General features: G+C 67.7%; 17 protein-coding genes. 5 read left to right on the top strand and 12 right to left on the bottom strand.

From position 1 onward, the window contains the following. Positions 1-31: 31 nt before the first annotated feature. From pstS to phoU, 5 genes are all read left to right on the top strand, one after another. Positions 32-1066 (top strand): phosphate ABC transporter substrate-binding protein PstS, encoded by a 1035-nt coding sequence (gene pstS / locus ACFCQI_RS11960; protein ID WP_395116959.1) that lies wholly within the window; start codon positions 32-34, stop codon positions 1064-1066. A gap of 146 nt (positions 1067-1212) precedes the next feature. Next, positions 1213-2220, top strand: a complete 1008-nt coding sequence (gene pstC / locus ACFCQI_RS11955; protein ID WP_395116957.1) for a phosphate ABC transporter permease subunit PstC — start codon at positions 1213-1215, stop codon at positions 2218-2220. Next, on the top strand, positions 2220-3086 hold the full coding sequence (gene pstA, locus ACFCQI_RS11950; protein ID WP_136256896.1) for a phosphate ABC transporter permease PstA: 867 nt from the start codon (positions 2220-2222) through the stop codon (positions 3084-3086). The genes pstC and pstA overlap by 1 nt, the downstream gene beginning before the upstream one ends. After that, the gene (pstB, locus tag ACFCQI_RS11945) at positions 3079-3873 is read left to right on the top strand and encodes a phosphate ABC transporter ATP-binding protein PstB (protein ID WP_395116955.1); all 795 of its coding nucleotides are present in this window, start codon (positions 3079-3081) and stop codon (positions 3871-3873) included. Before pstA ends, pstB begins: the two co-directional genes overlap by 8 nt. A gap of 143 nt (positions 3874-4016) precedes the next feature. Continuing rightward, positions 4017-4763, top strand: coding sequence for a phosphate signaling complex protein PhoU (gene phoU, locus ACFCQI_RS11940; protein ID WP_395116953.1), 747 nt, complete (start codon positions 4017-4019; stop codon positions 4761-4763). Here phoU and ACFCQI_RS11935 read toward each other — a convergent pair whose 3' ends face one another. From ACFCQI_RS11935 to ACFCQI_RS11880, 12 genes are all read right to left on the bottom strand, one after another. Then, positions 4764-6182, bottom strand: a complete 1419-nt coding sequence (locus ACFCQI_RS11935; RefSeq protein WP_395116951.1) for a sensor histidine kinase — start codon at positions 6180-6182, stop codon at positions 4764-4766. Between the two features lie 64 nt (positions 6183-6246). Beyond that, entirely contained in the window at positions 6247-6582 is a 336-nt protein-coding gene (locus ACFCQI_RS11930) for a hypothetical protein (RefSeq protein WP_395116949.1), read from the bottom strand. A 67-nt stretch (positions 6583-6649) separates the two neighbouring features. Beyond that, entirely contained in the window at positions 6650-7993 is a 1344-nt protein-coding gene (locus tag ACFCQI_RS11925; RefSeq protein WP_395116947.1) for a sigma-54-dependent transcriptional regulator, read from the bottom strand. 266 nt (positions 7994-8259) lie between these two features. Further along, complete coding sequence (locus tag ACFCQI_RS11920; protein ID WP_395116945.1) at positions 8260-10086, bottom strand: DUF885 domain-containing protein; 1827 nt, start codon at positions 10084-10086, stop codon at positions 8260-8262. 180 nt (positions 10087-10266) lie between these two features. After that, positions 10267-11478, bottom strand: coding sequence for an ABC transporter permease (locus ACFCQI_RS11915; protein ID WP_395116943.1), 1212 nt, complete (start codon positions 11476-11478; stop codon positions 10267-10269). Between the two features lie 86 nt (positions 11479-11564). Next, on the bottom strand, positions 11565-12887 hold the full coding sequence (locus tag ACFCQI_RS11910) for an ABC transporter permease (RefSeq protein WP_136256886.1): 1323 nt from the start codon (positions 12885-12887) through the stop codon (positions 11565-11567). A gap of 117 nt (positions 12888-13004) precedes the next feature. Next, complete coding sequence (locus ACFCQI_RS11905) at positions 13005-14234, bottom strand: ABC transporter permease (RefSeq protein ID WP_136256885.1); 1230 nt, start codon at positions 14232-14234, stop codon at positions 13005-13007. Positions 14235-14245: 11 nt separating this feature from the next. Next, positions 14246-15553, bottom strand: a complete 1308-nt coding sequence (locus tag ACFCQI_RS11900) for an ABC transporter permease (RefSeq protein WP_395116941.1) — start codon at positions 15551-15553, stop codon at positions 14246-14248. Positions 15554-15673: 120 nt separating this feature from the next. Then, a complete protein-coding gene (locus ACFCQI_RS11895) occupies positions 15674-16930 on the bottom strand; it encodes an ABC transporter permease (protein ID WP_395116939.1) in 1257 nt (418 codons plus the stop codon). Positions 16931-16961: 31 nt separating this feature from the next. After that, entirely contained in the window at positions 16962-18278 is a 1317-nt protein-coding gene (locus ACFCQI_RS11890) for an ABC transporter permease (RefSeq protein WP_395116937.1), read from the bottom strand. Between the two features lie 141 nt (positions 18279-18419). After that, a complete protein-coding gene (locus tag ACFCQI_RS11885) occupies positions 18420-19661 on the bottom strand; it encodes an ABC transporter permease (protein ID WP_395116935.1) in 1242 nt (413 codons plus the stop codon). Between the two features lie 10 nt (positions 19662-19671). Continuing rightward, positions 19672-20982: an ABC transporter permease gene (locus tag ACFCQI_RS11880; RefSeq protein WP_395116933.1), complete on the bottom strand. Its 1311-nt coding sequence runs from the start codon at positions 20980-20982 to the stop codon at positions 19672-19674. Between the last annotated feature and the right edge of the window lies 1 nt (position 20983).

Here is a 20983-nt window from a genome sequence, read left to right as displayed (position 1 = left end):
TCGCATCCGACCCCACTCGAAAGGAGCTTCCATGTTGACCCTCCGCAAACTGCCAGTCCGGCTCGCCGCCGTCGCCACGTTCGCCGTGGCCTCGACCTTCGGCGTGGCCGCCCACGCCACCGACATCACCGGCGCCGGCTCCAGCTTCGTCTACCCGGTCATGTCCAAGTGGTCGGCCGCGTATGCCGAGAAGACCGGCAACCGCCTCAACTACCAGTCGATCGGTTCCGGCGCCGGCATCGCGCAGATCAAGGAAGGCACCATCGACTTCGGCGCCTCCGACGCGCCGATGAAGGCCGAGGACCTGAAGAAGTACGGCCTGGGCCAGTTCCCGATCGTGGTCGGCGGCATCGTGCCGGTGGTCAACATCGCCGGCGTGCAGGCCGGCCAGATCAAGCTGGACGGCGCCACCCTGGCCGACATCTTCCTGGGCAAGATCAGGAACTGGAACGATCCGAAGATCGCCGCGCTGAACGCGGGCCTGGCCCTGCCGGCCGGCAAGATCACCGTGGTGCATCGCTCGGACGGTTCGGGCACCTCGTTCAACTTCACCAACTACCTGTCCAAGGTCAGCCCGGAGTGGGCCGGCAAGGTCAAGTTCGGCACCGCCGTGGAATGGCCGACCGGCGTGGGCGGCAAGGGCAACGAGGGCGTGTCGCAGTACGTGCGCCAGATCAAGGGCTCGATCGGCTACGTCGAATACGCCTACGCGGTGAAGAACAAGATCAGCTGGGTGAACATGAAGAACGCCGCCGGCAACGTGATTGCGCCGGAAGCGGAGAGCTTCGCGGCCGCCGCGGCTACCGCCGACTGGGCCAGCGCCAAGGACTTCAACCTGATCATGACCAACGCGCCGGGCGCCAAGGCGTGGCCGATCACCGCCACCACCTGGATCATCATGTACAAGTCGCCGAAGAACGCGGGCAACAGCAAGGTCGCCTTCGACTTCTTCAAGTACGCGCTGGAGCATGGCCAGCAAGCCGCCAGCGAACTCGACTACGTGCCGCTGCCGGCGTCGCTGGTCAGCCAGATCGAGGCGTACTGGACGTCCGAGTTCAAGCATTGATGGCTTGATCGAAGCCGCCACCCGCCCCGTTCGCCCCGAGCGCGTGGCGCAGGGTCGGAGCCGAAGGGGACTGCCCTGCGGCTCCGCTGCGCTACGCTCGGGGCGAACGGGGTTTGTTCAATCACAAGCCGGTCACCGAGTCCCGCATGACGACAGCCATCACCACCGACATCCTGGAACAGCGCAGCCGCCGTGACGCCCGTCACGAGCGGCTGTTCCGCTGGCTGTTGAAGGCCTGCGCGCTGCTGGTGCTGGCGTCCCTGCTCGGCGCCGCCGCGGCCACCTTGTGGGGCGGGCGCGACGCGTTCGCCACGTTCGGCTGGCACTTCCTGGTCAGCTCCGAATGGGACCCGGGCAACGAGGTCTACGGTGCCCTGGTGCCGGTGTACGGCACCCTGGCCACCTCCTTCATCGCCTTGCTGATCGCCGTGCCGGTGAGTTTCGGCATCGCGGTCTATCTCTCCGAAGTGGCGCCGGCCTGGCTGCGCACGCCGGTGGCCTCGGCCATCGAACTGCTGGCCGGCATCCCCTCGATCATCTACGGCATGTGGGGGCTTTTCATCTTCGCCCCGTTCTTCGCCGAACACGTCAAGCCGTGGCTGACCAACAACCTCGGCAACCAGCCCGACGACGGCCAGCTGTCGTGGGTGGCCGAGCACGTGCCCTTCGTGGGCAAGCTGTTCGGCAGCAGCTATCCGTTCGGCGCCAGCATCCTGGTCGCCGGCATCGTGCTGGCGATCATGATCATCCCGTTCATCTCCTCGGTGATGCGCGAGGTGTTCCAGACCGTGCCGACGCGGCTGAAGGAATCGGCCTATGCGCTGGGTTCCAGCACCTGGGAGGTGTCGTGGGACATCGTGCTGCCGTACACCCGCTCGGCGGTGATCGGCGGCATCTTCCTCGGCCTCGGCCGCGCGCTGGGCGAGACGATGGCGGTGACCTTCGTGCTGGGCAACGCGATGCAGCTGTCGGCCTCGCTGCTCGATCCCGGCACCTCGATTGCCTCGACCATCGCCAACCAGTTCAGCGAAGCCGCCGGCCTGCAGAAGTCCGCGCTGATGGCGCTGGCCTTCCTGTTGTTCGTGGTCACCTTCATCGTGCTGCTGATCGCCCGCCTGATGCTGCGCCGCCTGGCGAGCAAGGAGGGTCGTTGATGAACGCGCTCTACCTGCGCCGGCGGATCACCAATGCGCTGGCCATGACCATGAGCATGCTGGCCACGCTGGTGGGGCTGGCCTTCCTCGCCTGGATTCTCTGGGAAACGCTGCGCCAGGGCATCAGCGCGCTGGACCTGAAGCTGTTCACCAAAATCACCGCCTACGGCGAGGACGGCGGCCTGCTGAACTCGATGGTCGGCAGCCTGGTGATCAACTTCATCGGCATCGGCATCGCCACGCCGATCGGCGTGCTGGCCGGCACCTGGCTGGCCGAGTACGCCAACCGCACGAAGCTGGGGGAGTCGATCCGCTTCCTCAACGACATCCTGCTGTCGGCGCCGTCGATCGTGATGGGCCTGTTCGTCTACACCATCATCGTGCTGCCCAGCACGGCGCTGACCCACGGCAACACCACCTTCTCCGGCTTCGCCGGCGGCGTGGCGCTGGCGCTGATCGCGTTGCCGGTGATCGTGCGCACCACCGACGAGATGTTGCGGCTGGTGCCCTCCACCTTGCGCGAAGCCGCGCTGTCGCTGGGCGTGCCGCAGTGGAAGCTGACCGTGCAGATCCTGATCCGCGCGGCGCGCTCGGGCATCATCACCGGCGTGCTGCTGGCGCTGGCGCGCATCAGCGGCGAGACCGCGCCGCTGCTGTTCACCGCGTTCGGCAACAACTACATGGCCATCAACCCGATGGAGAAGATGTCCAGCCTGCCGCAGATCATCTACCAGTACGCCAACGACCCGGGCGAATCGATGCACGCGCTGGCGTGGGCCGGCGCGTTCGTGATCACCATGTTCGTGCTGCTGCTGAGCCTGGCCTCGCGCCTGATCCTTTCCCGCACCAAGGTGTCCCATGACTGATCCCGCCCTCGCCGCCCGGCCGTTGCCGGTGGCGTCGCCCAAGTTCACCGTGCGCGACCTGCACTTCCACTACGGCGATTTCCATGCGCTGAAAGGCATCGACATGGATATCCCAGAGAAGCAGGTCACTGCGATCATCGGGCCGTCCGGTTGCGGCAAGTCCACCTTGCTGCGCATCTTCAACCGCATCTACGCCATCTACCCCAAGCTGCGGGCCACCGGCTCGATCCTGCTCGACGGCGAGAACATCCTCGACCCGCGCTATTCGATGAACCGCCTGCGCAGCAAGATCGGCATGGTGTTCCAGAAGCCGGTGCCGTTCCCGATGACGATCTTCGAGAACGTCGCCTACGGCATCCGCCACCACGAGAAGCTGTCCAGGTCCGACATGGAAGGCCGCGTCGAGCAGGCACTGCGCAGCTCGGCGCTGTGGGACGAGGTGAAGGACAAGCTCAAGCACAACGCGCTCGGCCTCTCCGGCGGCCAGCAGCAGCGCCTGTGCATCGCCCGCGCGATCGCGCTGAAACCCGAAGTGCTGTTGCTGGACGAACCCACCTCGGCGCTCGACCCGATCGCCACCGGCCGCATCGAGCAGTTGGTCGAAGAGTTGAAAAGCCAGTTCACCATCGTCATCGTCACCCACAACATGCAGCAGGCCGCCCGCGTCTCCGACCTCACCGCCTTCATGTACCTGGGCGAGCTGATCGAGTTCGACAAGACCGAGAAAATCTTCACCAAGCCGGACAAGAAGCAGACCGAGGATTACATCACCGGGCGATTCGGCTAGACGATTGAAAGCCCCTCTCCCTCCGGGAGAGGGGGTGGGGTGAGGGTACGGGCGGGGCCTCGGCGCCCCGCTCCGCCCGAACCTTCATCCGCCCCTTCGGGGCACCTTCTCCCAAAGGGAGAAGGAACAAGCAGAGGCACATCATGAGCACTGGCACAGACCACATCATCAAGAGCTACGACACCGAACTGAGCCGGCTCACCGCCGAGATCGTGCGCATGGGCGAGTTGTCGGTGAAACAGCTGGAGGCGGCGATCGACGTGGTCGAGCGGCGCGACGAGCGCGCCGCCCAGCGCGTGGTCGACAACGACGACACGATCGACCAGATGGAGCACGACATCAGCCACGACGTGGTGCGTCTGCTGGCATTGCGCGCGCCGATGGCCGGCGACCTGCGCAACGTGTTCGCGGCGCTGCGCACGGCGGCCGACATCGAGCGCATCGGCGATTACGCCGCCAACGTGGCCAAACGCTCGATCCCCCTGTCGATGGTGGCCCCGGTGCAGCCGGCCAGAGGCCTGGAACACCTGGCGCGGCTGGCGGCCACCGGCGTGCGCGAGGTGCTCGCGGCCTACCAGGAGCGCGATGCCGAGCGCGCGCACGCGGTGTGGAAGAACGACACCGTGCTGGACGAGGCCTATACCGGCTACTTCCGCCAGCTGCTGACCTACATGATGGAAGACCCGCGCAACATCACCCCGTGCACGCACCTGCTGTTCATGGCCAAGAACATCGAGCGCATCGGCGACCATGCCACCAACATCGCCGAGAACGTGTGGTTCCAGGTCACCGGCGAACCGCTGCAATCGCAGCGCAGGAAACTCGACCAGACCTCCAGCGCGGACTTTTCCGGCCTGGCCGGATCGGGGGACAAGCCCGCGCGCCCGTGATCAGCCGCGCGGCGGCGCCTTGGCGGTCGGCAACAGCAAGGTCACGCGCAGGCCGCCGCCCTCGCGGTTGGCCAGCAACACGCGCCCGCCGTGCGCCTCGGCGATCTCGCGCGCCAGCGCCAGGCCCAGGCCGGTGCCGGAGCGCTTGGTCGAATAGAACGGCAGCAGCGCCTGCGCCAGCACCGTTTCGCTCATGCCCGGGCCACGGTCGGCCACCTCCACGCGCATCTCGGCGCCGACATCGTGGATCGACAGCGTGACCTCGTCGTCCGGGCCGCCGGCTTCGTGCGCGTTCTTGATGAGGTTGATCAACACCTGCTCGACCTGCGCGGCGTCGAACCAGCCCGGCCGCTCCGGAACCGCCGAGGCCAGACGATAGCGGCAGTGCAGCGACAGGCCTTCCAGAAAGGCCGCCCACTCCACCGCGACCGGTCGCGGTGTCGGCAGCTTGGCGAAGCTGGCATAGCCGGCGATGAAGCCGTGCAGGTGGCGGGCACGTTCGCCGATGGTGGCGAACACGCTGGGCAGGCGATCGACGTCGCCGCGCCGCGCCAGCTCCGCGCCAGAGTGCGCCAGCGAGGAGATCGGCGCCAGCGAGTTGTTGAGCTCGTGGCTGATCACCCGGATCACCCGCTTCCAGGTCGCCACCTCCTGCCGCGACAGCTCGCGCGTCATGCGCCGGAACGAATGCAGGCGATGCGGCCGCCCCTGCAGGCGGAACGCACGCTGCGACAGGTGGAAGGTTTCGTCGCTGCCGTCCATGTCCACCGTGAGCAGCGCATCCTCGCCGCTCTCCACCGCCTGGCGCAGCACCTGCGGCGCCTCGGCCAGCAGTTCGGCGAAATCCAGCCCGGCCAGGCTGCGCCCCTCATTGAACAGGTGCCTTGAGGCGATGTTGGCGTAGGCCACGCGGCCCGCGGCATCGGTGAGCACCAGCGCCACCGGCGTGTTCTGCACCACCGTGTCCAGCAGCAGCTCGCGTTGCGCCAGGTGCTGGCGCTGCTCGCGCAAGGTGTGGCCCAGCTCGTTGTGCATGCGGATCAGCTTGCCCAGTTCGTCGCGGCGGTTGGCTGCGATGGAGAAGCTGAAATCACCGTCGCGATAACTGGCCACCGCGCCTTCCAGCGCCCGCAGCAGACGGCTCACCGGGTCCAGCGCGCGCCCGGCCAGCCAGATCGCGGCCAGCATCAGCAACACCAGCCCCACGGCCAGTGCGATGTAGACATCCTGCGGCGGCGGCGTCGCGGTGACCGCGGCCGATGCCGCCTCGTCGGCGCCGGCCGCGCCGCCATGCAACCACGCGAGCAGTTGCGGCAGTGGCCAGCGGGTGACGCCGACGAGGATCAGTGCGCCGACCACGCCGGCGGCGACCAGCAGCAGACTCAGCCGCGCGCGCAGCGAGTTCAGCAGTTGCCACATGGGGCGCCGCTCCGGCCGCTGCGCACGGCGGCAGGCACCGACCCCGGCCCGCGCGTCCACCGCATCAGCGGCATCCCGGCGCCCTCGGATGCATCGCGCAATCGAGTGGCGGCCGGCCGTTCTGCCACGGCCGCGACTTGCCCATCACGGCGGCCTTGTCGTTGGCCTGCGGCGGCGGCTCATAGGCGGGGCCCTGATGCTTCGCCTGCCTGAACTGGAACACGCCATGGGCGTCGTTGCCGGGCAGCACCGGTACGCTGCGGTAATTCGTCGAGCCGGCCGCCGGCGGTGCGGCATCCCAGCGATCGTCGCGGGAGTCGCTCTGCGGCGCGGCCGACTGCGCGGCCACGGCGCCGGCCAGCAACATCGCGCAAGGGATCAACAGACCTCGAAACTTCATCGCACACCTCCGCCTTCTCGATCGCGCATCTTTGTCCGCCGCACGCGCGGCGGCAAGCCCGCTCCGGTCAGCCCGAGGTGGCCAGCCCGTAGCGCTCCATCCGCCGATACAGCGCCTGGCGCGACAGGCCAAGCTGCTGCGCGGCGCGACTGACCACGCCGCCGGCATGCTGCAAGGCGTCCTCCACGGCGTCGCGGCTGGGTTCGTCCAGGTTGCGGTTGCTCGCTGCCGCATGTTGCGGCAGGTTGAGCAGCTCCGGCGTGATCGGGTTGCCGCCCGCCAGCAGGGCGGCGCGCTCGATCGCGTTCTTCAGCTCGCGCACGTTGCCCGGCCACGGATAGCTTTGCATCGCCTCGCGCGCGGCGTCGCCCAGTTCCGCGCGGCCGTCGAGGAAGAATTCCGCCAGCGGCAGGATGTCGTCGGTGCGCTCGGTGAGCGGCGGCAGGTTCACCTCGATCACGTTGAGCCGGTAGTACAGGTCCTCGCGAAAGGTACCGGCCTGGATCATCGCCTTGAGGTCGGCGTTGGTGGCGCTGAGCACGCGCACCTTGGCGTGGCGCGTCTTGCCCGAACCGAGCCGCTCGAACTGGCCGGTTTCCAGCACGCGCAGCAGCTTCATCTGGCCGGGCAGCGGCAGGTTGCCGATCTCGTCGAGGAACAGGGTCCCGCCGTCGGCCAGCTCGAAGCGGCCCTCGCGCGCCTTGTTGGCGCCGGTGTAGGCGCCGGCCTCGGCACCGAACAGCTCGGCTTCGATCAGCTCGCCCGGCAGTGCGCCGCAATTGACCGCCACGAACGGCCCGCGCTTCACCGCGGAGTTCGCGTGCACGATCGCCGCGATGCGCTCCTTGCCGGTGCCGTTGGGACCGGTGATCAGCACCGGCACGTCGGAGCGGGCGACCTGGCAGGCCAGGTTGAGCGTGCGCCCCATTGCCTCGGAAGCGAATACCAGCCCGTCGAGGTCGTACTTGCTGCGCAGGTGCTCGCGCCGCTGGCGCCGCTCGCGGCGGCTGCGGGTCAGCTCGCGGCTGGATTCGGACAACTCCAGCAGGTTCTCCACCGTGGCCAGCAGCTTGTGGTCGTCCCAGGGCTTGGCCAGGTAATCGGCCGCGCCGGCCTTGACCAGCTCCACCGCGGTTTCCAGGTGCGTCCAGGCGGTGAGCAGGATCACCGGCAGGTCGGGATGGCGCTCGCGGATGGCGCGGAACAGCTCCACGCCCTCCTCGCCCGAGGTGGTGTCGGCGGTGAAGTTCATGTCCTGGATCACCACGTCGACGGTGTCGCGCTCCAGCATGGCCAGGCCGTCTTCCGGCGTCAGCGCGGTCAGCGGGAGGATCTCGTGCAGCGACAGCGCCAGCGAGAGCGCCTCGCCCACGGCGGGATTGTCGTCGATGATGAGTACGGTTCGGGTCATTCGTTTTCTGCACATGCGGACATGGATGCCGCTCGTGTCCGCAAGGTTGCCATGACTAACGAACTATTCAAGCACCGGATTGCCGCCCCGGCGAACCGGGGCGGCAATCCACTCAGACCTCCCCTGCGTTCCCGCCGAGCGTAGCCCGCGCAGCGGGCGGAGTCGAAGCGCCCACCGACGCAGCCAAGCCATCACTGGAACGTCCTTCGACTTCGGCCTTCGGCCTACGCCCAGGACAAACGGGGTTTGCACAAGCGCCCTTCCAATCAGATCGCCGCCGGATGCACCGGCGCCTTGCCGGCCTTCACCGCGGCGATCCAGTCGTTGACGCGGTCCTCCAGCACGTCCAGCGGCAGCGCGCCGCCGCCGAGGATCTCGTCGTGGAAGGCGCGGATGTCGAACTGGTCGCCCAACGCCTGCTTGGCTCGCGCGCGCAACGCCAGGATCTTCAGCTCGCCGGTCTTGTACGCCAGCGCCTGCCCGGGCCAGGTGATGTAGCGGTCGGTCTCGGCCTGCACGTCCGGCTCGTCCTCGCTGGAATGGGCGTGGAAGAAATCGACCATCTGCTGGCGCGTCCAGTGCTTGTAGTGCACACCGGTGTCGAGCACCAGGCGATCGGCGCGCAGCAGCTCATCGGACAGGCGGCCGTAGTCGGACAGCGGGTCCTTGTAGAAGCCCACCTCCTTGCCCAGCTGCTCGGCGTACAGCGCCCAGCCCTCGACATAGGCGGTGTAGCCGGCCTGCTGGCGGAACGGCGGCAGCTTGGGCAGGCTCTGCGCGATCGATATCTGCAGGTGATGGCCCGGAATGCCCTCGTGGTAGGCGGTGGATTCGATAGTCAGCACGCTGCGGTTGGCGAAATCGCCGGTGTTGACGAAGATCTGCCCGGGCCGCGAGCCGTCCGGCGTGCCCTGATGGTATTCGGCCGCCGCGGCCTCCTTCTCGCGGAACTTCTCCACCGGCTTGACCACCACCTCGGTCTTGGGCAGGCGCCCGAACAGTTTGGGCAGCTCCGGCTCCATGCCGGCGATGTAGCCGCGATAGCGATTGAGGATGTCCTCGCGCGAGGTGGCGTGCGTCTTCGGGTTGGTCTTCAGCGAGGCGCGGAAACTGGCCAGGTCCTTGAAGCCCTGCGCGTGGGCGATCTTCGTCATTTCGCCCTCGATGCGATTGACCTCGGCCAGGCCGATCTCGTGGATCTGCTGCGGGGTTTCCCTGGTAGTGGTCATCTGCTCGACCTGGAAGCGGTAGATCGCCTCGCCGTTGGGCAGATCCCACACGCCGGGCTGGCTGCGCCCGTGCGGGGCGTAGTCGTCGGCCACGAACTTGCCCAGCTTTGCGTAGGCCGGGCGCACGTCGTGGTCGATCGCGGCGACGATGGCGTCATGCAGGCGCTTCTGGTCGGCCGCCGAGACCGACTTGGGAAAATGCTTCAGCGGCTCGGCGAACACGCTGTCCATGCCGGCCGGCTGCTCGATGCTGGCGATCTGCTTGACCACTTTTTCCAGCAGGTACTTCGGCGGCATCATCTTGTCGGCCATGCCCTGCCGCGCCACCGCGGTGACCTGGTCGAACAGCTTCGGCACTGCCTTCAGGCGCGCCAGGTAGTCGTCGTATTCCCTGGTGCTGTTGAACGGGATCGAGCTGACGAAGCCGGCCAGCGCGATGTGCACGCCGCTCATCTGGTCCAGCGGCATCTCGTAGAGCTTGAGGTCGTAAGAACGCAGCGAATCCTTCAGCTGGCGCACCATCAACTGCTGGTTGAGCTTGTCGCTATCGGGGAAACCGCTGGTGTCGATCGCCTCGAAGCGCTTGAGGAAATCCTGCGTCGCCTGATGGTCCGCGCGCATGTGCGCCAGCGAGACATCGCTCCAATGGTCGTTGTAGCGCAAGTCGCCCAGGATGGTGGCGAACTCGGGGCTGTTCTTCAGCGTGTACTCCCATTGCTCCGCCAGCAGCGCGTTGAGCGCCTGCACGCGAGTGGCCACGTCGCCCTTGGCGACGGACTGCGCCGCGGGCGCCGCCTGCAGCGGAGCGGCCAGGGTCACCGAGCCCGCGAGGGCCAGACAGATCAACAACGGCAGGGTTTTCATCGGCAGCGTCCTTTGGGTCGTGGTGAATCGATACGGTGGATTGTGATCGCGTCGAGGGGCGGTCAGCCCGTGCCGGAATGCACGGAGCCGGGAGGGGGGAATCGGGGAATCGCAAGGCCGTGACGCTTCACGCTCTGGTCTTTCCCGTTTCCCATTGCCGACCCTCCATTCCCGGCACCGCTACCCCCTCGTCGCCACCACCGGCGGCACGGCCGCGGCGCGCAACGCGGGGCCGAGCACGGCGAGCTGGCCGAGCAGCCACAGTGCGACGGCGCCGATCGGCAGGTAGGCCAGCGGCAGGCGCGGCAGTTCGTAGTGCGTCATCAGCAACAGATTGAGTGCATAGGCCAGCACCATGCCCAGCACGATGCCGAAGCTGACGATCAGGAAGTTCTCGGTCTGGAAGTAGTGCAGGATGTCGCGGCGGGTGGCGCCGATGGCGCGGCGGATGCCGATCTGCCGGCGCCGCTGCGCCACCCAGAAACTGGCCAGGCCGACGATGCCCAGGGCGGTGACCAGCAGCAGCGCCACGATCACGCCCACCAGCATGCCGATCATCGCGCGGTCCTTCTGGAAACTGCGGGTGCGCAGGTCGCCGAGGGTCTGCGTGCCGTCCTGGTCGAGCACGGCATCCGGGGCGATCTTCGCGATCGCGGCGCGGGCATCGCGCAACACCCGCGGCAGGTCCGTCGGCGCGGCGCGCAGCAGGTAGCTGCCGGAGAGATAGACACTCGACTGCGCCGGCACGAACACCGACCAGTCGCGGCTGTCGCCCGGCCAGCCGCCCGGGTCGGGTCGCACCAGGTGGTCGATCACGCCGACCACGCGAAAGTGCGACTTGTCCAGCCAGAATTCCTTGCCCAGCGGATCGGCGCCCGGCCACAGGTGCTCGGCCAGTGCCCCCGTCACCTGCACCGAGGCGTCGTCCGGCATCAAGGCGGTGAACGGACGGAAATCGTCGGGCTGCGGATTGCGCCCGGCAACCAGCCGCGTGCCCAACGCCGAAAGGCTGCCCGGGCCACCGACGTAGAACTCGACCACGCCGCCGAAGTGCTTGCCGGCCATGTCCGTGGTGATGCCCGCGGTGCCGCGGCGCGCGCCGAACGGGATGGAGTTGAGCAGGCTCACCGACTGCACGCCCGCAATGCTGCCCAGCCCGGCCAGCACCCGGGCGTTGAGGTCGACCGCGTGCGCGTTCTCGTAGCCGGCCAGTTGCACCGTCGCCAGCGAGGCCTCGTCGACGCCGCTGTCGACCTGGATCGCGTCGATCCGGCCGGCGATCAGGAAACAGGCGTTGCACAGCACCGCGCAGGCCAGCGCGATCTCCAGCGCGATCAGCACGGTGGCCATGCGATGGCGGCGCAACGCGGCGAGGATGGGTCGAATCTGCATGTCTCGTTACCTGATGCCTGGTGAAAACGGTGCCTGTCTGAGATGTCCGGCCAGGGATGGCCGGGCTCCTGCGCAGGAACAGCGCACTACAAAGTCTTTAGCTGAAGGCCCGGCGCCACCCGGCTGGCGCGGAACGCCGGCAGGACCCCGGCCAGCAGACTGGCGGCGATCGCGGTGACGAAGGTGGCGACGAACATCGACACGTCCAGGTGCGCCAGATCGGCGTACGCCACCGGCTGCCGGCGAACCAGCCACAGGCCGAGCAGAGTCAGGCCCAGGCCACCGATGCCGCCGATCAGGCCGACCAGCCCGGCCTCCACCAGGCATTGCGCGAACACCGCGCCGCGGCTGGCGCCGAGCGCGCGGCGCACGCCGATCTCGCCGCTGCGGCGCAGGAACTTCGCCAGCAGCAGGCCGATCATGTTGAACAGGCAGATGGCGAGAAACGCAAACGCCAGCCAGGTCTGCAGCCGCACGTCGCCGGGCACCACGCCGTTGTAGTCCAGCCATTGCATCAGGCTGCGCAGGCGCGTGTTCTGCGGCCGCACGATGCGTCCCAGCGCGGCCTGCTGCGCCGCGTAGCCATCCAGGAACTGCTTGTACGCGGCGACCTTGCCGGCGTCGCCAAGCTGCACCCACAGGCGCACCCACGCACACGGCGAGTTCTGCAGATGGCCGGGCCGCTCGGGCATGTGCCAGCAGGTGAACTGCTGGAAGTTGCCGTCGTTGAGTTCGAGACCGGTGAAGAACGGCGTGAACACGTCCTGCGTCTTGCCGTAGAAGTCCGCGGTGTCGCCATTGGCAAAGCGGCCGCCGGCCACGGTGTAGAACACCGGCGACGGGCGCCATGGACGCAGCACGCCGACGATGCGCACGTCCGTGTCGCGCAGGCGCAGCACCTGGCCGACACTGTCGCGGCCGCCGAACAGCTTGTGGTTGAGATCGTCGGAGATCACCGCCACCCGCGCGTGCCGGGCATCGTCATCCGCGCTCCAGCCGCTGCCGTAGCGGAACGGCACGTCGAACATCGGGAAGAAGTCGCTGGTGGTGGACAGCATGCTCGGCATCAAGGTCGGCAGGTTGACCCCCGGCGCGCTCAGCCGCACCGGGCTGTCCACCACCAGCGTCTGGGCATCGGCCCGATGCGCGCCCCACAGGTCCACTGCCGACTGGTAATCCATCACGTCCAGCGGCTGCTTGAAATCGCCGGGCGTCGGGTTGCCGTCCACCTGCGGATAGAACAGCGTGCCGCTGCGCGTGGGCACCGGGTCGCCGGAGAGCAGATGCATCACCGTCAACGTGGTCATGCTGGCGCCGATGCCCACCGCGATGGCGATGACCATCAGCGCGGTGAGCACCTTGTTGCGCTTGAGGCTGCGCAGGGCGAGATCGAGGTAATAGGTGAACACGTCCGAATTACTCCTGTTGACTCGTTCTTTCGCAGGAGCCCGCTCGCGGGCGATGCTCCTGCTCAAATGCGCGACGCAGATCAAATCAAGGGCATCGCCCGCGAGCGGGCTCCTGCGTCACACCGACCTCGTTGCCACGACAGGCGGCACCGCCGCGGCGCGCAGCGCCGGACCGAGCACGGCGAGCTGGCCGATCAGCCACAGCGCGATCGCGCCCACCGGGAAATAGATCGCCGGCAATCGCGGCAGCTCGTAGTGCAGCATCAGGAACAGGTTGATGGCGTAGGCCAGCACCATGCCGAGCACGATGCCGATCGTGGCCAGCAGCAGGTTCTCGGTCTGGAAATAGTTGAGGATGTTGCGGCGCGTGGCGCCCAGCGCGCGGCGCACGCCGATGGTGCGCCGGCGTTGCGCCACCCAGAAACTGGCCAGGCCGACGATGCCCAGCGCGGTGACGATCAGCAGCGCGGCGATCGCGCCCACCAGGATGCCGGCCATCGAGCGGTCGTTCTCGAAGAACTTGTCGCGCACTTCGTCGTAGGTGCGCTGCTCGGTCACCACCCGCCGCGGGTCGGCTTTCTTCAGCGCCGCCACGGCGGCTTTCAGCACGGCCTGGCGATCCTGCGGGCGCGTGCGGATCAGGTAGCTCTGGTCCTTGCCGGCGCCCATGAACATCGGCAGGATCATCGAGTAGTGCGCGGTCGCGTCATCGTAGGCATTGGCGCGCGCCAGGTCGGCGACCACGCCGACCACGCGCACGCCGACCGGGCCGACGTAGATCGTCTTGCCGAGCGCGTCGGCGCCCGGCCACAGCCGTTGCGCCATGGCCTGCGTGATGACCGTGACCGGTGCGATGACCTTGGTGTCGCCGGTGGCCAGCGCCTTGAGCACCACGTCGGCGTCGAGCACCTCGTCGGGCTGCAGGTGGCGCCCCGCCAGCAGGCGCAGACCCATCGTCTGCGCCAGGTTCCCGCCGAAATAGGTGCCGGCGCTGAGGGTCGGCTGGCGTTGCTCCGGGTCCAGCTTGATGCTGGCATTGGACGAGGAGCCGCCCAGCGGCAACTGGTTGACCAGCGCCACGTCCAGCACGCCGGGCACTTGCCGGATCACGGCAAGATCCTCCCTTGCCCGCGCGTAGATGTCCGGCGACGGCGTCACCTCGGCCAGCTGGATCTGCACCAGCGCATGTTCGTCGATGCCGGTGGGCATCTCCATGTGCTGCAGGCGGTGGTTGATCATGAACACCGCGTTGCACACGATCGCGCAGGTCAGCGCGATCTCCAGGATCAGCAACCAGGCGGTGGTCTTGTGCCGCCGCAGCGTGGAGAGGATCGGTCGCAGTTCCATGTCGGTAACCCTCAGTTGCTCTTGAGCTGCAGGGCCGGCGGCACCTGGCAGGCGCGCCACGCCGGCAGCATGCCGGCCAGCAGGGTCGAACCCAGCGCCAGCGCGAAGGTGGTCAGCAGCATCGTGCCGTCCAGGTGCGCCAACGCGGCATAGCTGGAGGGACGCTGGCGCACCACCCACAGGCCCAGTCCCGCCAGCAGCAGGCCGCCCACGCCGCCCACCACGCCGATCACGCCGGACTCGACCAGCAGTTGTCCGAACAGCGAGCGTTTGGAGGCGCCCAGCGCGCGCCGCACGCCGAGGTCGCCGGCGCGCCGCATGAACTTGGCCAGCATCAGCCCGACCGTGTTGACCAGGCACACCAGCAGGAAGCCGAACGCCAGACCGGTCTGCAGGCGCACGTCGTCGGGCACCACCCGTTCATGGGCCAGCCACTGCATCACGTTGCGCAGGCGCACGTTCGGCGCCTTCGCGAAACGCCCCAGCGCCTTCTGCTCCTGCGAGTAATGCACCAGGAACTGCTGGTAGTCGGCCGCCTTGGACGAGCTGTCCAGCTGCACCCAGAACTGCAGCCACACGCAGCTTTCCGAGGGGTAGATCCGGCCCACGCCACCGGCGCCCCTGCCCCAGCAGTCGTTGGAGCCGTTGTGCTCCATCTTCAGGTCCAGCGCCGTCTGCAACGGCACGAATACCTGCTCGGCACGGCCGTAGGAGCCGGTGTTGAGATCGTAGAAGTGCGGGTTGGGCTCCCAGTCGTCGAGCACGCCGACGATGCGGAAGCTGGCGTCGGCGATGCGCAGGTTGCGGCCCACGCTGTCGGCGCCGCCGAACAGGCGCTCGTTGAGCTCGCCGTTGATCACCACCTCGCGCGCCTTGGCCTCGTCGTCGGCGGCGTTCCAGCCGCGGCCGTAGCGAAACCGCGTGCCGAACATCGGGAAGAAGTCGGCAGTGGTGTAACGCGACTCCACGTAGAACGGGTCCACGGCCGAGGAGTCAGGCTGGATCGGCACGGAGCCGCCGGTCATCAGCGCCTGGCGATCGGCGCGCCCGGCGTGCAGCAGGTTCAGGCCATCGATCAGGGTGACCTGCTCCGGCGGCTCGACCCCGGGCAGCTGGCCACTGTTGTCGCGCGGGTCGATCTGCGGGTAGTACAGCGTGCCGCTGCGCCCCGGCAGCGGATCGCCCGACAGCACGTGCAGCACCGTGAGCGTGGTCATCGACGCACCGATGCCCAGCGCGATCGCCAGCACCATCAGCGCGGTGAGCGCCTTGTTGCGCTTGAGGCTGCGCAGGGCCAGGTCGAGGTAGTAGGCAAGCACCTTCGGTGTCTCCTTCGGAGGAGGGAACAGGAAATGGGGAGTCGAGAATGGGAAAAGCCGTGGCGCCCGGTGGTTGCTCTTGCCGATTCCCTGTTCCCTGTTCCCCATTCCCGGCCCAAGTCACGCCGCCCGCGTCGCCGACACCGGCGGCACGTTGGACGCGCGCCGCGCGGGCACGAACACGGCGGCCTGGCCGATCACCAGCATGGCCAGCACGCCGACGAGCACGTAGGACACCGGCAGGCGGGTCATCTCGTAGCGCGTCATCAGCCACAGGTTCAGGGCTATCGCCAGCGCGATGCCGAGCAGTACGCCGATGCCGGCAATCAGCAGGTTCTCGATCTGGAAGTAATGCAGGATGTCGATCTTGCGTGCGCCCAGCGCGCGGCGCACGCCGATCTGGCGATGACGCTGGCCGACCCAGAAGCTGGTCAGACCCACGATGCCGGCGGCAGTGACCGCGACCAGGATCAGGCAGATCACCCCCATCAGGATCGCCATGCCCACGTCGGCGCGATACGCCTTGGCGCGGATCTCGCTGAAGGGCCTGACGCTGTCGTCATCGAGCACGCGCAGCGGATTGACCTTGTACAGCAGCGGCGTCACCGCGCGCATCACCGTGTCGAGCTGGCCCGGCCGCGTACGCACGGCGTAGCGGGCAAAGTTGGCGTCGAGCCGGGTCGGGATCAGCGTCGAGTACCACGCGAAATCGTTGCCCCAGCTGCCGCTGGCGGGCGTCTGCATGCGCTCGACCACGCCGATGATGGTGGTCGGCGCATTGCTGCCGTCGCTGTAGATCACCTTGCCCACCGCGCCGCCGTTCGGGAACAGCTTGTCGGCCAGCGCCTTGGTGATGATCGCGATGGGACGCGGCGGCTGGTCGCGAAAGCCCTGGTGCTGCACGTCGCCGGCGGTGAACGCGCGGCCGGCCACCAGCTTCAGGCCCAACGTATCCAGCGCCTGGTCGTCGGTGAAGTAGTACGCCGTGCGGGTGTTGTCCTTGCCGCCGAGCTTGGCGCCCGGATCGTGCGACATCGAGCCCGTCCACGACGAGTTGAGCAGCGGCAGCGAATTGATCGGCGCCACCGAGGTCACGCCGGGCAGGTTGCGCAACGCGGCGAGATCCTCGCGCTGCATCGCGTCGAGCTTCTCCACGCCGTCGGCGGTGTCGGCGCTGGGCGCGCCCACCCATTGCTGGGTGACCAGGAACAGGTTGCTCTCGTCCAGCCCGGTGGGCCGGTTCACCCGCTCGATGCGCTGGCCGATGATGAAGATCGCATTGCACACGATCGCCAGGGTCAGCGCGATCTGCAGCGAGATGAGCACGGTGCCGGCCTTGTGCTTGCGCAGGGCGGCGAGGATGGGATGCAGTTTCATGAGCTTTGTTCCTTGCGGAGATCTGACGGCGTCAATTCGACTTCAGTTGCCAGGCGGGCTGCACCCGCGAAGCCCGATAGGTGGGATACAGGCCGGCCAGCATCGTGGCGACCACCGCCACCAGCAGGGTCAGCACCAGCAGCGACACGTCGATCCGCGCCAGCGAGGCGATGTCGCGCGGCAACACCCAGCCCACGCTGGCCACGCCGGCGCCGGTCAGCAGCAAGCCGAGCACGCCGCCGGCCGCACCGACGATGCCCGCCTCGACCAGGAACTGCGTGTAGATCGCCGCACGCGGCGCGCCGAGCGCGCGACGCACGCCGATCTCGCTGCTGCGGCGCAGGAACTTGGCCAGCAGCAGGCCCACCGTATTGACCAGGCACACCAGCAGCAGGCCGAGTGCCACCAGCAACGACACCCTGGTGTCGCTGGGCACCACGTGCTGGTTTTCCAGCCACGCCGGCACGTCGCGCAGGCGGTTGTTCGGCGCCCAGCGGAAGCGCCCGGCGGACTGCTGATCCTTGGCATAGCCGTCGAGATAGGCGCGATACGCCGTCACCGCCGCGGCATCGTCCAGTTCGGCCATGAACGCGATCCACGCGCAGGGCGAATGCTGCAGGCCGACGAAGCCCGGTTCGTCCGGCACCGCGTTGCAGTTGGTATTGCCGTCGTTGGTGATGCCCGTCTGGATCGCGGTCTGGAACGGCAGGAACACGTCGGCGTCGATGGTGGAGAAGCCACCGCTGTTGACCACGTCGTAGAAGCGCGGCTGCGGGTTCCACTGGTCGAGCACGCCAACCACCCGGTAATCGCGGCCTTCGACATTGACGATGCGGCCGACGCTGTCGATACCGCCGAACAGCTTCTGGTTGAGCTTGCTGCTGATCACCACGACCTGCGCGCGGTTGCTGTCGTCGCTGGCGCTCCAGCCGCGGCCATACCGGAACGGCACGTCCAGCATCGGAAAGAACTCGCCATACACGGCATGCCCGCTGACGTTGAGCGGATGTTTGCTGGCGTCGGTCGGCACGATCGAGGGCGAAATCTGGTACATCGCCGACTGCCGCTTGGCGCGGTGATCGCGCATCAGGGCGACCGCGTCGGTGTAGTCCATCGCGTTCGGCGGCTCGCCGTCGGGACTGCGGCCGTTCGGCCCCCACATGTCGATCTGCGGCACGAAGAGTTTGGACGACTTCCACGGAATCGGGTCGCCCGACACCGCACGGAACACCGACCACGAGGTCATCGACGCAGCCACGCCGAAGCCGATCGCCAGCACCATCAGTATGGTGAGGCCAGGGCTGCGTTTCAGGCTGCGCATCGCCAGTTCGAGGTAGTAGGCAAACATTCTGTCTCTCCGTCGTTTGAGCCCCTCTCCCGTCGGGAGAGGGGTTGGGGTGAGGGTTCGGCGTGAACGAGAACACTTCGCTCCGCCCGTACTCTCACCCACCCCTTCAGGGCCCCCTCTCCCGGAGGGAGAGGGGAAAAATCACACGCTCCGCGTCGCCTCCACCGGCGACACGCGCGAGGCGCGCAGCGCCGGCGCCAGCGTGGCGGCCTGGCCGAGCAGCACCAGCACCAGCACGCCCGCGCCCACGTAGGCCAGCGACATCCGGTCCATCGCGAAGCGGGTCACCGTCCACAAGTTGAAGGCGAAGCCCAGCACGATGCCCAGCAACGTGCCCGACACGCTGATCAGGAAGTTCTCGGTGAGGAAATAGGCGAGGATGTCGCGCTGCCGGGCACCCAGGGCGCGGCGCACGCCGATCTGCTTGCGGCGCTGGCCGACCCAGAAGCTGGTCAGGCCCACGATGCCAGCCGCGGTGATCGCCAGCAGCACCACGCTGATGATGCCCATCAGGATCGCCATGCCGCGGTCGCGGTCGTAGACCTTGTGACGGATGGTGGCGTAGTCCTGGATGCCGTCCTTCGAATCGATGATGCGCAGGCGATTCTGCGCGTACAGCGCCTTGGGCGCCTCGCGCATGGCGTCGGCAAGCTGGCCGGGCCTGGCGCGCACGATGTAGAACACGCCGCGCGAATCATCCGCCCGCAACGGCCAGATCAGCGCCTGGCCGGCATAGCCGTTGCTCCACGAGTCCACGCCCTGCCGGTGCAGCGGATCGACGATGCCGACAATGGTGGTCGGCGTGGCGCCCATCGCATAGAAACTCTTGCCCAGCGCGTCGCCGTCGGGAAACAGGCGATCGGCCAGCACCTTGCTCACGATCACCGTCGGCGGGGTGACGGCTTCCTGGGTGCCCATCACCATCACCTCATCGGGGCGGAAGTTGCGGCCCGTGACGAGATTCAGGCCCAGCGTGTCGATGAAGTGCTCGTCGCCGGTGTACACCGCGGCATCCGTGGTCGGCTTGACCTGCTCGGGCGTCATGGTGACGAAGTTGTCCCAGCCGCCGCCCCTGAGCGGATACCCGCTGGCCGGCGTGGCGTCGCGCACGGCGGGCAACTGCCGCAGCGCGATCAGGTCCGCGCGCACCTGCGCATCGACCTGCGACGTCGACTGGCCCATGTCGGCCCACATGTTGGTGATGACGAACACGTTGGCCTCGTCCACGCCGCTGCTCGCGGAGAGGTTGCCCAGTCGCTGGTGGATGATGAACAGCGCGTTGCACACGATGGCCAGCGTCAACGCGATCTGAAGCGCGATCAGCAAGGTGCCTGCCTTGTGCTGGCGCAGCGCGGTGAGGATGGGCCTGACCTGAAAATTCATGGCGCTCTCCTCAGCTCGATTTCAGTTGCCAGGCGGGTTGCACGTGTGCCGCGCGCCACGCCGGGTAGAACGCCGCCAGCACGGTGGCGATGATGGCGACGACGAACGTCAGGCCCACCAGTGAGAGATCGAGCCGGGCCAGCCGGGCGATCTCCGGCTGGAACAGGATGCCCACGCCGGACACGCCCGCGGCCGTGAGCAGCAAGCCCAGCACGCCACCGGCCAGGCCTACCGTGGCAGCCTCGACCAGATACTGGGTGTAGATCTCGCGCCGCGTTGCGCCCAGGGCGCGGCGCACGCCGATCTCGCCGGCGCGGCGCATGAACTTCGCCAGCAGCAGGCCGATGGTGTTGACCAGGCAGATCAGGAAAAAGCCCAGCGCCACCGCCAGCGAGATGCGGCTTTCCGGCGGCACCACGTGTTCGTATTCGAGCCACTGCATCACGTCGCGCAGACGCACGTTGGCGGCCCAGCCGAAGCGACCGGCGCGCTGCTGGTCGGCGGCATAGTTGGTGAGGAAACGGCGATAGGCGGCGACTTCGGCGGCGCTGTCCAGTTCCACCCACGGCGTGATCCACACGCAGTTGCTCTGCAGATAACCCTGCCAGCTCGTGTAGGTGATCGAACCGCGGCAACTGTTGCGGCCGCCCGAGCGCATCTGCAAGTCCAGTGCACGGTTGAACACCATGTAGATGTCCGGCTCGTCGGCAAACCCGCTGGTGCTGAACAGGTCGTAGAAACGCGGGCGCGGATTCCAGTGGCTGGTGACGCCCACCACGTGGTAGTCATGCCCGCCAAGGTTGAACGTGCGCCCCACGCTGTTGGCGCCGCCGAACAGCTTCCGGTTGAGTTCGCCGCTGATGACGACGGCGCTGGCTCGCGCGTCGTCGTCCTGCGCACTCCAGCCGCTGCCGAAGCGGAACGGCACCTCGAACATGGTGAAGAAGTCGGCGGTGACGGCATAGCCGTTGGCGTTCAGGGGAAGGTCGCGGTTGCCGCCCGGCATCACCGAGAGTTGCACCGGATACAACAGGGTCTGGCGCTTCGCCTCGTGCGCCCGCATCAGCGCCATCGCGTCGATGTAAGCCAGTGCTTCGGCCGGCTCGCCCTTCAGGTTCTGCTGCGGCCCCCAGCCGTCCACCTGCGGCGTGAACAGCTGCGCCGACTTGCCAGGTATCGGGTTGCCGGACACGGCCCGGAACACGGAGTACGTGATCATCGACGCGGCCACGCCGAAACCGATCGCCATCACCATCAGCGCGGTGAGGGCGGGGTTGCGGCGCAGGCTGCGCAGTCCGAGTTGGAGGTAGTAGCTGAACATG

It is taken from the genome of Rhodanobacter sp. FW102-FHT14D06, from assembly GCF_043950705.1.
In the GTDB taxonomy this organism is placed as follows: Bacteria; Pseudomonadota; Gammaproteobacteria; order Xanthomonadales; family Rhodanobacteraceae; genus Rhodanobacter.
This window is presented reverse-complemented; position numbering and strand designations above follow the sequence as displayed.